The following is a 14,339-nucleotide window of genomic DNA, read 5'->3' on the forward strand; positions in this document are numbered from 1 at the left end:
GCTTCACATTTTTAACAGGAAGGATAAATCCGTTCTTCTGATTTTTGGCTGAACAGGAATACCTTGGAAGGCTTCAGGCTGAAACGTATTTCGGAAGCTGTGGTATCTATTCTGTTTTCCGCCGCGATGATGGAACGGATTGCAGGGCCTGCAGCACATGCGTGTGAAGAAATAATGCTGATATCGCGTCCCATGACCTCAATGCCGTTTAAAGTGCAGCAAAGAGGACCATTTTCGTCGGGAATAAAACCTTCCGGACGGACGGCAGCAAAGACTTTCTGATCCGGGATGCCTTCAGCCGGGAGAACGGAATGACTACCTATATATAATTGTTCAGATCGGATGGAACCCTCGAACACATTGATCGGAGGTGTGCCGAGAAATTTTGCAACAAAGAGATTTACAGGATTGTCGTAAACCTGCTGCGGCTGTCCGATCTGCTGAATGAGGCCATCCTTCATCACAACAATCAGATCTGAAATGCTCATGGCCTCTTCCTGGTCGTGCGTGACAAATACGGTGGTAATACCTGTTTTTTTCTGGATTTTTCGGATTTCTTCGCGGGTCTGGAGGCGAAGTCTTGCATCAAGGTTGGAGAGCGGTTCATCAAGCAGCAGTACGTGCGGCATTTTTACGAGCGCACGTGCGATTGCAACACGCTGCTGCTGACCACCGGAAAGTTCTCCGGGTTTTCGATCGAGCAGAGAGTCAATCTGTACAAGCTTTGCAGCATTGTGTACGCGGCTCTCCATCTCTTCCTTGGAAGGTCTGTTTTTTCCTTTCAGGTTCTGAAGTGGAAACAGAATATTCTGGCGTACCGTTAAATGCGGGTAAAGCGCGTAGTTTTGGAATACCATGCCCACGCCGCGGTTTTCCGGGGGCAGGTCTGTTACGTCGTTGTCGCCGAAAAAGATTTTTCCGCTGCTTGGCGCAAGCAGTCCGCAGATCAGGTTCAGTGTGGTACTCTTTCCGCATCCGGAGGGACCGAGCAAACCGACCAGCTTTCCGTCCGGGATTTCAAAGGAAAAATTGTCCACTGCGATAATTTCTTTTTGTGATTTCCTGCCTGGAGCAGGGAATTTTTTTGTGAGGTTTTGTAATACGATCTTCATTTTGGCATCTCCTTTTCTAGGTCTGATTATAGTGGATTTTCCAATATATCACAAGAACAATAAAATTTGACTTTGTAGAAAGGATAAGATAAAATGATGGCTGAAAGAAAGACTAAGTTAAAATAATTACATCCGATGAAGGAGGTTCAGGAACGTGAACGAAAAAGTATCAGCGCTTATTAATGAACAGATTAATAAAGAATTTTATTCTGCATATCTGTATCTGGAATTTGCAAATTATTACGCAGGGGCAGGACTCGATGGATTTGAGAACTGGTACAAGGTGCAGGCGCAGGAAGAGCGGGATCATGCAATGCTGTTTTATCAGTATTTGCAGAATAATGGACAGAAAGTGACATTTGAGGCGATTGCAAAGCCGGACTGCGAACTTACCGATCATATGGCGCCGCTTAAAGCGGGACTGGCTCATGAAAAATATGTGACGGAATTGATACATACGATCTATGCTGCAGCGCATGAAGCGCATGATTTCCGGACCATGCAGCTTCTCGACTGGTTTGTAAAAGAGCAGGGAGAGGAAGAAAAGAACGCTTCTGATATGATAACAAAGATGGAACTGTTCGGAACAGATGCAAAGGGGCTTTATATGCTGAACAGTGAACTGAAAGCACGCATATACTCAGCACCATCCCTTGTGTTATAAAACGAATGAAATAAACATTACCTGTTTTTCAGGTTTTTACTGAGGCTGTTTGCAGGAAACCGTCGCACTGGCGGATTTCTTGTATAACAGTCTCGTTTTTTTGTTGAATCTGTCGAGGATTGTCTCCCAGATTTTACAAAAAAATTTCAAAAATCTGCACAAAAACACTACCCATTTTTAAAAACATAGTGTATAATTTCAACATAAGCATTTTAAAACAGGAGGAAGTATTATGGCTAAAGAAATGATTGCAATGCTTCTGGCTGGGGGTCAGGGTTCTCGTCTGTATGCACTGACTCAGAGGCTTGCAAAACCAGCGGTTCCATTTGGTGGAAAGTACCGTATTATTGATTTTCCGCTTTCGAACTGCGTGAATTCCGGTATCGATACCGTAGGTATTCTTACGCAATATCAGCCGCTCGTCTTAAACGAGTATATCGGAAATGGCCAGCCGTGGGATCTTGACCGGCTTTATGGAGGTGTTCATGTTTTGCCGCCGTATCAGCGGGCGACCGGCTCTGACTGGTACAAAGGAACGGCAAATGCAATATATCAGAATCTGGATTTTATTGAACGTTACGATCCGAAGTATGTGATCATTCTTTCCGGTGATCAGATCTGCAAGCAGGATTACAGCGATTTTCTGAAATTTCATAAAGAAAAAAATGCGGAGTTCAGCGTTGCAGTTATGGAAGTTCCGTGGGAGGAGGCTCCGCGTTTCGGTTTGATGGTGGCAGATGAGGATGACCGCATTACCGAATTTCAGGAGAAGCCGAAGAATCCAAAGTCGAACCTGGCTTCCATGGGAATCTATATTTTTAACTGGGACATCCTGAAAAAGTATCTGACAGAGGACGAGCTTGATCCACAGTCTGAAAATGATTTTGGAAACAATATCATCCCGAATCTGCTTCGCGATAACAGAAAAATGTATGCATACCATTTCAGCGGCTACTGGAAGGATGTGGGAACCATTGCCTCTTTGTGGGAAGCAAATATGGAAGTCCTTGACCCGGAGCACAGCGGTATCAATCTGTTCGATGAAAACTGGAAGATTTACAGCCGGAACAGCGGTATGACCGGCCACAAAATAAACGCCGGAGCAGTTGTTGAAGATTCCATGATCACAGACGGTTGCCGCGTGGCAGGAACGGTAAAGCATTCTGTCTTGTTTGCAGGCGTAAAGGTAGAGGCTGGCGCTATCATTGAGGATGCCGTGATTATGGGCGGATCTGAGATTAAGGCAGGGGCGATTGTAAAACACTGTATTCTTGCGGAGAATGTTGTAATCGGTGAGAATGCCGTGGTCGGCGCGATGCCAGAAGGGGATGCATGTGGTGTTGCCACAGTCGGTCCTGGCGTTGTGATCGGTGAGAATGCAAAAATCGGTCCAAATGCAATGGTAGATAAAAATGTAGAAGGCGGTGGAGAACAATGGTAAAATCAAATTCTAGTGCGCTTGGCATTATTTTTCCAAACAATTATGACCCGCTTGTTCCGGAGCTGGTCAATGTGCGGATGATGGCATCCATACCTTTTGCAAGCCGTTACCGTATGATCGATTTTATTTTATCGAGTATGTCGAACTGTGGAATTGACAATATTTCTGTTATGGTAAACAATAACTACCATTCTCTGATGGACCATCTTGGCTCCGGTCGTGAGTGGGATCTGGTGCGGAAAAACGGTGGTCTGAACATATTTCCTCCGTATTCTGAGCGTGCGTCGAAGCGCTATAACGGTCGTATTAGTGCGCTGGCAAGCCTTCTTGGTTTTTTGCGGGAGCAGAAAGAACCGTATGTGGTGATGGCAGATTCGAGCATTGCGGTGAATTTTGATTTCAATGACATGATCCGCCATCATATTGAGACGGGCGCGGATGTCAGCATTGCATATAAAGAGGAGGAGATTCCGGAGAGCCTGAGACGAACGCTTGATCACAGCAAGGGCTTTTATTATACGTTTAATATTCAGGACGGCCGGATTACAAAGATTTATGTAAATCCGACAGAAAAAGGCGTTCAGAATTTCTCTATGAATATCTATGTGATTGACCGTGAACTGCTGATAGATATGGTAAATACAGCCTTTGTTCGCGGACAGGAGCATTTTAACCGCGATGTGCTGCTGACACAGCTCAGCAAGCTTAATGTACAGGCTTATAAATATGAAGGTTACATGGCAAGAATCTCCGGCATTAAGAGTTACTTTGATGAGAATATGAAGCTTCTTGATGATTACAATCTGGATGCGCTGTTTTCAGGCGCTCCGATTTATACAAAGATCCGTGACGACAATCCGACCAGATATGTTGACGGGGCAAAAGTCAGCAATGTGATGGTAGCAGATGGTTGTGTGATTGAGGGAGAAGTGGAAAACAGCATTTTGTTCCGTGGTGTGCAGATCGCCAAAGGTGCGAAAGTAAAGAACTGTATCCTGATGCAGGATACAGTCGTGGAATCGGGTGCTTCGATTGAATATCTGATTGCAGACAAAAATGTAAAAGTAAGTGCAGGCAAAGAGATGAAGGGAGCAGATACATTCCCACTGTTTATTGCAAAGAACCATACCGTATAGGAATGCTGTACAGGAGAATGAAGCATATTACAAGGCAGGCTGTTATTTGTGGTTCAGATAAAATACGGCAAGTTGGGTGCGGTCACGCAGATTCAGTTTTGTAAGAATGGTACTTAAATAATTGCGAACGGTTCCTTCACCGAGGTACAGGGCTTCAGCGATCTCACGGTTGCTGAGGCCCTGTGCAACGCCACGGATAATATCCAGTTCTTTGTCAGAAATATCGTATTTTTCATAGTCAAAGGCATCTCTGCGCAGGAGAAGTTCCGGGATGCGCTGCGTGATTTCACTGCCGAATACGGTCTGCCCGTTTTGGACCGCCTTGAGGGCTGGTATGATATGTTCGTAATCCTGTTTGAGAAGATAGCCGCAGGTACCGATGCGCAAAGCTTTTATGATGTATTCGTCATCGGAAAAAGTAGTGAGCATCAGAATACGTGCGTTTGCATGGTGCTCAAGAATGATTCTCGCAGCATCGAGGCCGGTCATATCTTTCATACGGATATCCATAAGAAGAACATCCGGCAGGTGCTTTTCAAAAAGTGCAATGGCTTCCTTACCGGAAGATGCGGTATCAACGATATGCAGCTCCGGATCGGATTCCAGAATAATTTTCAGTGCAGTAGTGACGAGAAGATCGTCGTCAACAAGGAGAATATTCATAACAGCAAACCAACCTTTCCTTTTGAATAAATGGAATGAAATCTGTTCGAAAAGATTACACAGGCCGTCTTATCGAGCCTGATTTTTCGGTATTGTGATATAAATGCGGAAACCTTCTTTCCAGTCAATATTCAAATGTCCGTCGAATGCTTTTACACGGGCACGGATATTGGAAAGTCCGATGCCGGAAGAAGTAAACTCAGATGATGCTTTGGAAATCTCTGGTGCAAGGCAGGGAAGCCCGGAGATTTTGGTTCCATTATCGTGCAAAGTGAACTGGTAGAAGCCCGGATGTTCTATGATGTTTAAGGAGGCCTGTGTGGCATTGCTGTGCCGGGCGATGTTTACAAGCGCTTCTTTTACAATGGAGATCAGGCTGTATTTGACGTCGCTGGGCAGGGCAGACTGTACGTCATACTGCAACGTGACAGGACAGAATGTGAAATCACGGATGAGCGATTCCAGCGAATCATTTAGGTTTATGGAGCTGTCGTGCAGATCGTGGACACTTTTTCGGATGCTGTCCATGGCCTGATTCAACGTGGTATGGAGAGCGGAAAGGGGTTCCAGCAAGGAGGGTTCTTTTTGTACTGTTTTTAAAGCACCCACCATCAGAATAGAGCGAGTAATCATATGGCCGACGTTATCGTGAATTTCGCGGGCAATGCGGTTGCGTTCCCGCAAGGTAGCTGTGTAAACCTCATTATTTTGTTTTTCGAGCAGTGATTGATTGCGTTCTTCGAGCAGCAGGGCAAGTTCCGCATCGTCGTCCCGCATTTTATAAAATTTTTGGTGCAGCCTTTCGTAGGAGGCTGTTTTTTTGTGCATTAACACAGCAAGAACGCAGCCGATGACGACACAGTAAAAAAGAATAAAGCCCGGAAATTCAGGAGAAAACAGAGTTTCAAAGCTACCGGAAAAGTAATGAAATAGAAGAGAAGCGGCCGACAAAGCTGCAGCGATCCATTTTTCGTAGTTCTCAGCGGCACAATCATAGGCAGTCAGAGGAAGAAAAATCATAAATTCAGGAACTGCAAACACTGTTATGATATAGAGCAGTCTGAGCATCCGGCAGAAGATATTGCCGGACAGAGCGTAGGATAGAGCGCTGATTGCCAAAGCAGTCCAGAAGGCGCAGACGGCAACTGGTGCGGTATTGGTGAAATACAGTCCGGGAATGCAGCAAAGAAGCAGAATGATTTTGTCGAGTAGCGCGTTCATCATAAGATTCCCTCTCGTGTTTATGATCAAAAAACGGATAGATCATAAAAACAGATTGCCATGGTGTGTTCGGTTTCAAAAATTGTTTTAATCGTAGCATATGCATTTTAGAAAGTCAAATGAAGTGACATTTGTCATATCCGGATTACACATCTGACACTTCATTTTGATGTAGTTTCTGACTATAATGGTGATATCGAAATAGAGAAAATAACCTGTTTTGCTTGCGGCAGGTATGTTTGTTTAGAAAGAAAGGGAGGAATCAATATGATTCATATAGAAAATCTGGTAAAGCGATATGGGGAAGTGCTTGCTCTGGATCATCTGAATCTGGATATTACAGAGGGAGAAATATTTGGTCTGCTTGGCCCGAATGGGTCGGGTAAGACAACGGCGATTAACTGTCTGCTTGCTCTGCTGAAATATGACAAAGGAGAGATTACTGTTTTCGGGGAGCCGATGCATCCGGACAGTTATGAGCAGAAGCGTCAGATTGGGATTGTTCCGCAGAATGTGGCTGTTTTTGAACAGATGTCCGTGTATGAAAATATTGATTATTTCTGTGGCCTTTATGTAAAAGAAAAACAGAAGAGGCGAGAGCTGGTGGAAGAGGCGATTGCATTTGTCGGTCTGGAGGATTATCGGAAGATGCTTCCGAGAAAGCTTTCCGGTGGACTTTTAAGGAGATTGAATATTGCCTGCGGAATCGCACATCAGCCGCGTTTGATTATCCTGGATGAACCGACGGTAGCGGTAGACCCGCAGAGCCGCAATAAAATTTTGGAGGGGATTGTCGCACTGAATAAAAAGGGTTCGACCATTATCTATACCTCGCACTATATGGAAGAGGTGGAGCAGATCTGTACAAGGATAGTTATTATGGACCATGGCAGGTGCATTGCTTCCGGAACGAAAGAAGAATTGAAGCAGATGATTAAGACTGGAGAGACGATCTGCATTGAGGGGGTTATGCTTACAGACGGGCAGATCGAGGCGATTCGCGCTCTTCCGCATGTATTTCAGACTGACTATAAGCAGGAAGAAAGCCGGCTTGTGATCAAATGTACGAGTGCAAAGCATAACTTGATCCGCGTTCTGAATTATTTGCAGCAGGAAGAAGTGCCATTTGGCCGTGTGTTCTCAGAATTACCGACACTGAACGACGTATTTCTGGAAATTACAGGAAAGGAACTTAGGGATTGATTTTCAGGAATGATATTCTGGAATTATCAGAAATGAATTTAGAAATTAGCAGGAGGAAAATCGTGAAACATTTATATAAGTATAATCTGTTGCAAATTCTGCGCAGGTGGGACGATCTGTTCTGGGCATTGATTTTTCCGATTATTATGGCAACGTTGTTTTATGCGACCTTTGGGTCCAGCACGATCGACAATATGAAAGCGATTCCGGTTGCGTGTGTCCATGGGGAAAATATAGCTTTTGAAACTTTTTTGAACGAGATGGACGGCGAGATGCTGGAAGCAGAATGGATGGATGAGGAAGAAGCACGGAAAGCGCTGGAGACGGGAAAGGTAAGCGGCATTTTTTTCGCAAAGACAGAGCCTTCTCTGACTGTAAGCAGCGCACAGATGAATGAGAGTATTCTTGGAACGCTTTTACAGACGTATCTCCAGAATCAGAAACTTATGGAGGATATCAGGGATTCAAATCCTATCGGATTGCTGGGAGCAATCGGTTCTCTGACGGATTACAAAGAGCTGGTGGAGCCGGTGAGTACCGGAGGGCGAACAATGGATGGTTCCATCACATACTTTTTTGCCCTGGTCGGTATGGCCTGTCTGTTTGGTGCGTTTCCAGGTGTAACGGCGGCAATGCAGCTGCGCGCTGATCAGTCGGCTCTGGCAGCAAGACGCAGTATTATACCGCTGCACCGGTTACACATGGTTATCAGTGAAATGCTTTCGGTGTTTGCAGTACAGTTTATCAATATCTGTCTGTTGCTTTTGTATATGCGTTTTGTTCTGCATATTTCGTTTGGACCAAAATGGCCGATGCTTCTTCCGATTTGTATTCTGGGAAGTATGACTGGCGTGGCATACGGCATTTTTATAGGAAGTCTGCGTATGGGAGAGGGAGCAAAAACAGGCCTTCTGGTAGGAAGCTCGCTGCTTATGAGTTTTCTGGCTGGTATGATGATGGGAAATATGAAGGATATTATTGAACATGTCTGTCCGATTGTGAACAGACTGAATCCGGCGGCGCTGATCTCGGATGCATTTTACAGCATTTCCATTTATGAAAATCCGGCAAGATACGGAAGAAGCCTGATTCTTTTGGCTGTATTTACGGCAGTACTTGTGCTGGCCAGCTTTGGAAAATTGAGGAGGGAACGGTATGACAGTCTTTAAAGTATATTTTCTGATCATCCGGCGGAATTTTGCTGCGATTCTGATGTATATCGGCATTTTTGCCGGAATTGCAGTAGCGATACAGGCGTCATTCCGACATACGGGAATGACAGAAGGATTTTCTGCGATGAAGCTGGATGTGGCAGTGGTTGACCGGGGCGGCGGTATATTGTCTGAGACGCTTCAGGAGGTACTTGGGCTGCAGCATGATCTGGTCACGATTGCAGACGATGAGCAGGTGATTCAGGAAGAGCTGTACTATGGCAATGTAAAATATGTTCTGATTGTACAGGATAAAGCATTGGAAAAACTGCAGGCAGGCGAACAGGCAGTACAGAGTATTACAGTACCGGGAACCATTGCAGCTTATTATGTGGAAGCTCAGGTGAATGCATTCCTGAATGAGATCCGGACAGCTTTAGCCGGGGGATTTTCACCAGAAGAAGCATGTCAGGAAGCTGTGGCGCTTGCAACTATTCCTGTGAATGTAGAGCTTGTGGATAAAAACGGAAACGCTGGAATCAGGGAAGACTATAATTATTACTTTGCTTACATGCCCTATGCATTTCTGGGAGCAGCAATTATGTCGCTCAGTATTGTAATTATGGAGCTGAAAAAGAAAGATATCCGGCGCCGTATGCAGAGTTCCTCTGTTCCTTTTTTGAAGCAGAACCTTGCCGCGCTCATTTCGTTTGCCGTGCTGGGGGCCGTTATTTGGGGGATTTGCATGGTCATTCAGACCTTCCTGTATCGAGGCGGTGTTTTTGGCGGAAACCATACAGGATATTACCTGCTGAACAGCATTGTGTTTATGCTGGTGTCCCTGTCCCTTGCGTACCTGACCGGAACTGTATCCAATACGCCGACGGTGTTGAATGGAATGGCAAATGTGATTTCACTTGGGCTTTGTTTCCTGGGAGGAATTTTTGTTCCAATCGAAATGCTGGGAGAAAAGATGGGGAAGGTGTCCCGTTTTCTGCCCACATACTGGTATTCCAAAACAAATGGACTGCTGGGGGACTACGGCGTGCTTGATGCAGAACAGATAAAAAGCGTCTGGCTTGGGATTGCGATACAGGTGGTGTTCGCAGCCGCGTGCATCGCAGTGACGATGGCGATCAGGCAGAGACAGCTTCAGGAGAAAGAATGATGTGCGTTTGAAGAAAATTCTTGAAGGATTTTGTGTTATTTTGAGGATTTTTTGCTTGACAAAAATGACGAAATTTGTATAATAATAAGTGTACGAATGAGAATTTTGTCGCTTGGTGGTGACAGGGCCTTGTGTACAGAGGATGAGTTGGTTATATACGAATGATGAGTGAGGCGTGTCCGTAGGGATGCGCCTTAAATTTTATAAGTGAGTTGCGGGTATATATGCAAAAGCTACTAAATTTAAATCTTTCCGGAATACTTATGTATGAGTATATCGGTACACTTGTTAGAAGATTAACAGGAAGGTTGAAATATGCATAGAAAAATGTTAAAATGAAGCATATTTTATTTTGGGTAATACAATTGGGAAACTTTGTACTAAATAATATACAGTGGGAGATGTCAGAATGAATAGAACAGTTATTGTAACAGGAGGAGCCGGGTTTATTGGAAGTAATTTTATATTTCATATGCTGAAAAAATATCTGGATTATCGTATTGTATGTCTGGACTGTTTGACATATGCCGGGAATATGTCAACATTAACTTCGATTATTGAGAATTCTAGATTTAGATTTGTAAGAGAAAGTATTACTGATAGAAAGTCGGTTTATAGGTTGTTTGAGGAAGAACAACCTGATATTGTTGTAAATTTTGCAGCTGAAAGCCATGTAGATCGGTCGATTGAAAATCCGGAAGTTTTTCTTGACACTAATATAAAGGGAACAGCGGTGTTAATGGATGCTTGCCGAAAATATGGTATTGAGCGTTACCATCAGGTGTCAACGGATGAAGTGTACGGGGATTTGCCATTAGACAGACCGGATTTGTTTTTCACAGAAGAAACCCCGATCCATACTTCAAGTCCGTATTCTTCTAGCAAGGCAGCAGCAGATTTGTTAGTGTTGGCATATTACCGGACATATGGTTTGCCTGTATCTATCACGCGTTGTTCTAATAATTATGGGCCATATCATTTTCCAGAAAAACTGATTCCATTGATGATAGCAAATGCTTTAGATGATAAGCCTCTTCCAGTTTACGGAAACGGAGAGAATATACGTGACTGGCTTTATGTAGAGGATCACTGTAAAGCAATTGACCTCGTAATTCATAAAGGACGTGTAGGTGAAGTGTATAATGTTGGCGGTCATAATGAGATGAGAAATATTGATATAGTGAGAATTATTTGCAGGGCTTTAAATAAGCCGGAGAGCCTGATTACTTATGTGACAGACAGAAAGGGGCACGATATGCGCTATGCAATTGATGCGACAAAAATCCACAGTGAACTGGGCTGGCTGCCAGAAACTAAATTTGAAGATGGGATAAAAAAGACAATACAGTGGTATCTTGAACACCAGGAGTGGTGGAAAACGATCATTTCCGGTGAATATAAGAACTATTATAAAGAAATGTATGAGAATAGATAATTTCAGAAAGGGCGCAGATATGGGACAGATTAAAGTAGAGAAAAATGTGGGTGGAATAGAAGGTTTATGCACGATTGAGCCGTCAGTGCATGGGGATAGCCGTGGATATTTTATGGAAACATATAATCAACAGGACATGTATAAGGCGGGATTTGATATGGCTTTTGTGCAGGATAACCAGTCCAGTTCGGCCAAAGGGGTGCTGCGTGGGCTCCATTTTCAAAAAAATTATCCTCAGGGGAAATTAGTGAGGGTCATTAAAGGAACCGTTTTTGATGTTGCGGTTGATCTTAGACGCAGTTCAAGTACTTATGGAAAATGGTTTGGAATAGAGCTGTCAGAGCAGAATAAAAAACAGTTTTATATACCTCAAGGATTTGCACATGGGTTCCTTGTTTTGAGCGATGTGGCTGAATTTTGCTATAAATGTACAGACTTTTACCACCCGGGAGATGAAAGTGGGTTGGCATGGAATGATCCAGAGATAGGTATTATCTGGCCAGGACTCAAAGGTGCATATAATGGAACGGCATTGAGCGATGGATATCAGCTGGAAGATGGAACGACGCTTGTGATGAGTGACAAAGATCAAAATTGGAAAGGGCTGAAAGAAACATTCAGTTTTTGATTTTTAGAAACCCGAAGGAGCAGAGCGTGTTTTGCATGCATTGCTCCTTTTATTAGCTAGGTATATACACAGTACTGTACTTGCCTTCGTCAGGAGGATGATATAATCAATTTTATTTTTGAAGTAGGCTACTAGTACAATATAAAACAAATAAATAGGCCAATATCTATGATTTCTAGTGAGAGAAAAGCATACATTAGATGACTTCATAGATTTCCTCAAAATTCTGAATAAAAAATATCGGGAAGGCGATATGAACAGAAATTATACTGGATAGTCATTCTGTTCATACAAGTAAAAAGATAAAGGTTTTTCTTGATATAATACCAGGACGTTTTGTTTTTGTATTTACACTAAAGCATGGATCATGTTTAAACATGATCGAAGGCTTTTTTGGAAAGATGACACGATAAATGCTCAAAAGTATCAGAGTATCGACAAAGCAGTACCTTATTTATCGCCTCTACAAGTATTTTGATGAAGTAAATGAGGTTCTGGTTGTCTATCGCTGGCAATACAAAATGGTCGATTTCAGTAGGTATACTATTGGTCTAGCTAATTAATATACGATCTACTAGGGGGGAAACGGTGAAAATACTGATACTTATTCCTGCATATAATGAGGCCGAAAATATAGAGCGTGTCGTAGATAATTTGATTGAAAACTATCTTGATTATGATTATGTGATTATTAATGACGGCTCTACCGATACCACAAGAAAGATCTGCGCAAAAAAAGATTATAATTTACTTGATTTGCCTGTCAATGTAGGACTATCAGGGGCTATTCGCAGCGGCATGCGGTATGCAAATTATTATGGCTACGATTATGTGGTTCAGCTGGACGGAGATGGGCAACACGATCCGAAGTATATTGCTGATATGCAGGCAAAGATGCAAGAGACAGGATGTGATATTGTAATTGGATCGAGGTTTAAAATAAAGAAAAAGCCATTTACGTTTCGGATGTTTGGAAGCCAGATGTTGACAGCGGCAATCTGGATTACAACTGGAGGAAAATATATTGGAGATGTTACATCGGGAATGCGTCTGTTTAACAAAAAGATGATTAAGAGATTTGGATATGATATGCATTATAGCCCGGAGCCGGATACGTTGGCATATTTGTTAAACTGTGGTGTTAGAATAGAGGAAGTGCAGGTAAATATGCATGATCGAATTGCAGGAGTCAGCTACCTGAATTTTAAAAGTTCTGTTTGGTATATGATGAAAATGCTGTTTTCTATCCTGATTTTTCAATGGGTGAGAATTCGCGTAAAGGAGGCAAACTGATGTCGTTTACTCTTCAGGTTATATTAATTGCAGCAGCAGTTACTACCGTGGTTTGGATATTGCGGAACATCAGAAAATTCAGGGTGAAAATGGAGGATGCAATATTCTGGACTTTTTTTGCAGCAATTTTGCTTGTACTGGCTCTTTTTCCGGAAATATCTTATAGGCTAAGCAGTATATTAGGCGTTATATCCCCGGCAAATTTAATTTTTGTTATTGTGATTTTTTTATTGGTTGAGAAAATATTTACATTGTCTATTATAGTTTCACAACTAGAGGATAAAATTGCAGTATTATCAGCAGAGCTGGCACTTCGTACCCATTCAGCAGAGCAAAAGCTGGCTAGGAAAGAAATAAATAAAGATGAATTTATAAAGATAGAAACTGAAAAGGTAAGTCAGGTAGAATAGTATGGATATACAATGTAAAATTAGCCATGCATTTGTGATTTGTGCATACGGGAAAAGTCCATATTTAGAGGAATGTATCCAGTCATTACAAGGCCAGAAACTAAAAAGTGAGATCATGATTGCGACATCTACTCCCAATGATAACATATATGCATTAGCCAAGAAGTACTCTCTTCCTGTTGTAGTAAATCATGGGGAAAAAGGTTTGGCTGGTGACTGGAATTTTGCATTGGGATTGCCGAGCACAGACTTGGTTACATTGGCCCATCAAGATGATATATATCAGGAAAGATATACGGATAATATTGTAAAGGCTTTTCAGGAGAATAAGGATGCTATTATATTGTTTACGGATTATAGCGAATTGCGGAGCGGGCAGAATGTAAAAAGCAACCGGCTTCTACGTGTGAAAAGAATATTACTCTTTCCGCTCAGATGGAAATTATGCAGAAAGAGTAAATTTGTCAGAAGAAGGATATTGTCAATGGGCTCAGCTATCTGTTGTCCATCTGTGGCGGTGGTAAAAAATAGGATTTCCGAGCCTCTATTTGAAAACAACATGAAAAGCAATATTGATTGGCAGGCGTGGGAGAAACTTTCAAAAGAGCGTGGAGCATTTGTATATTTGCCGGAACAGTTGATGCAGCATCGAATACACGAAGGGTCTACTACATCTGAGTTGCTTGCACAGGCAGCTAGAAGGGAAGAAGATATTTACATGTATCGAAAATTTTGGCCAGATCCAATTGCTGAATTTATCGAATTGTTTTACAGAATAAATGAAAAATCAAATCAACTTAAATAAATGAGGTGA

14 protein-coding genes are annotated in these 14,339 nt (G+C 42.7%); 11 read left to right on the forward strand and 3 right to left on the reverse strand.

The genetic code is table 11. The annotated features are described in order from the left end of the window. Positions 1–11: 11 nt before the first annotated feature. Positions 12–1,112, reverse strand: coding sequence for an ABC transporter ATP-binding protein (locus AC6I2O_RS18210; RefSeq protein WP_497743423.1), 1,101 nt, complete (start codon positions 1,110–1,112; stop codon positions 12–14). A gap of 154 nt (positions 1,113–1,266) precedes the next feature. Between AC6I2O_RS18210 and AC6I2O_RS18215 the strand changes: the two genes are divergently transcribed. From AC6I2O_RS18215 to glgD, 3 genes are all read left to right on the forward strand, one after another. Then, on the forward strand, positions 1,267–1,776 hold the full coding sequence (locus AC6I2O_RS18215; RefSeq protein WP_497743424.1) for a ferritin: 510 nt from the start codon (positions 1,267–1,269) through the stop codon (positions 1,774–1,776). 232 nt (positions 1,777–2,008) lie between these two features. Further along, complete coding sequence (locus AC6I2O_RS18220) at positions 2,009–3,217, forward strand: glucose-1-phosphate adenylyltransferase (RefSeq protein WP_120391575.1); 1,209 nt, start codon at positions 2,009–2,011, stop codon at positions 3,215–3,217. Further along, a complete protein-coding gene (gene glgD, locus AC6I2O_RS18225; RefSeq protein ID WP_120391576.1) occupies positions 3,211–4,353 on the forward strand; it encodes a glucose-1-phosphate adenylyltransferase subunit GlgD in 1,143 nt (380 codons plus the stop codon). Before AC6I2O_RS18220 ends, glgD begins: the two co-directional genes overlap by 7 nt. 42 nt (positions 4,354–4,395) lie before the next feature. On the opposite strand, the gene AC6I2O_RS18230 is transcribed toward glgD, so the two are convergent. Further along, positions 4,396–5,016 (reverse strand): response regulator, encoded by a 621-nt coding sequence (locus AC6I2O_RS18230; protein WP_120391577.1) that lies wholly within the window; start codon positions 5,014–5,016, stop codon positions 4,396–4,398. Positions 5,017–5,085: 69 nt separating this feature from the next. After that, positions 5,086–6,240 (reverse strand): sensor histidine kinase, encoded by a 1,155-nt coding sequence (locus AC6I2O_RS18235; RefSeq protein WP_497743425.1) that lies wholly within the window; start codon positions 6,238–6,240, stop codon positions 5,086–5,088. A 264-nt stretch (positions 6,241–6,504) separates the two neighbouring features. Here AC6I2O_RS18235 and AC6I2O_RS18240 point away from each other — a divergent pair, with 264 nt between their 5' ends. The 8 genes from AC6I2O_RS18240 (at position 6,505) to AC6I2O_RS18275 (ending at position 14,330) form a co-directional block, all read left to right on the forward strand. Next, entirely contained in the window at positions 6,505–7,440 is a 936-nt protein-coding gene (locus tag AC6I2O_RS18240) for an ABC transporter ATP-binding protein (RefSeq protein WP_120391579.1), read from the forward strand. Positions 7,441–7,502: 62 nt separating this feature from the next. Continuing rightward, entirely contained in the window at positions 7,503–8,609 is a 1,107-nt protein-coding gene (locus tag AC6I2O_RS18245) for an ABC transporter permease (protein WP_497743426.1), read from the forward strand. After that, positions 8,596–9,759: an ABC transporter permease gene (locus AC6I2O_RS18250; protein ID WP_497743427.1), complete on the forward strand. Its 1,164-nt coding sequence runs from the start codon at positions 8,596–8,598 to the stop codon at positions 9,757–9,759. Before AC6I2O_RS18245 ends, AC6I2O_RS18250 begins: the two co-directional genes overlap by 14 nt. Before the next feature lie 409 nt (positions 9,760–10,168). Then, the gene (gene rfbB, locus AC6I2O_RS18255) at positions 10,169–11,194 is read left to right on the forward strand and encodes a dTDP-glucose 4,6-dehydratase (RefSeq protein WP_120391582.1); all 1,026 of its coding nucleotides are present in this window, start codon (positions 10,169–10,171) and stop codon (positions 11,192–11,194) included. A 19-nt stretch (positions 11,195–11,213) separates the two neighbouring features. After that, positions 11,214–11,822 (forward strand): dTDP-4-dehydrorhamnose 3,5-epimerase, encoded by a 609-nt coding sequence (gene rfbC, locus AC6I2O_RS18260; RefSeq protein WP_120391691.1) that lies wholly within the window; start codon positions 11,214–11,216, stop codon positions 11,820–11,822. Positions 11,823–12,410: 588 nt separating this feature from the next. Beyond that, a complete protein-coding gene (locus AC6I2O_RS18265; protein ID WP_120391583.1) occupies positions 12,411–13,115 on the forward strand; it encodes a glycosyltransferase family 2 protein in 705 nt (234 codons plus the stop codon). Next, positions 13,115–13,525, forward strand: coding sequence for a DUF2304 domain-containing protein (locus tag AC6I2O_RS18270; protein ID WP_497743428.1), 411 nt, complete (start codon positions 13,115–13,117; stop codon positions 13,523–13,525). Before AC6I2O_RS18265 ends, AC6I2O_RS18270 begins: the two co-directional genes overlap by 1 nt. Position 13,526: 1 nt before the next feature. After that, complete coding sequence (locus AC6I2O_RS18275) at positions 13,527–14,330, forward strand: glycosyltransferase family A protein (protein ID WP_120391585.1); 804 nt, start codon at positions 13,527–13,529, stop codon at positions 14,328–14,330. Positions 14,331–14,339: the final 9 nt, after the last annotated feature.

The sequence above is a fragment of the Blautia sp. St.27G3 genome (assembly GCF_059728505.1).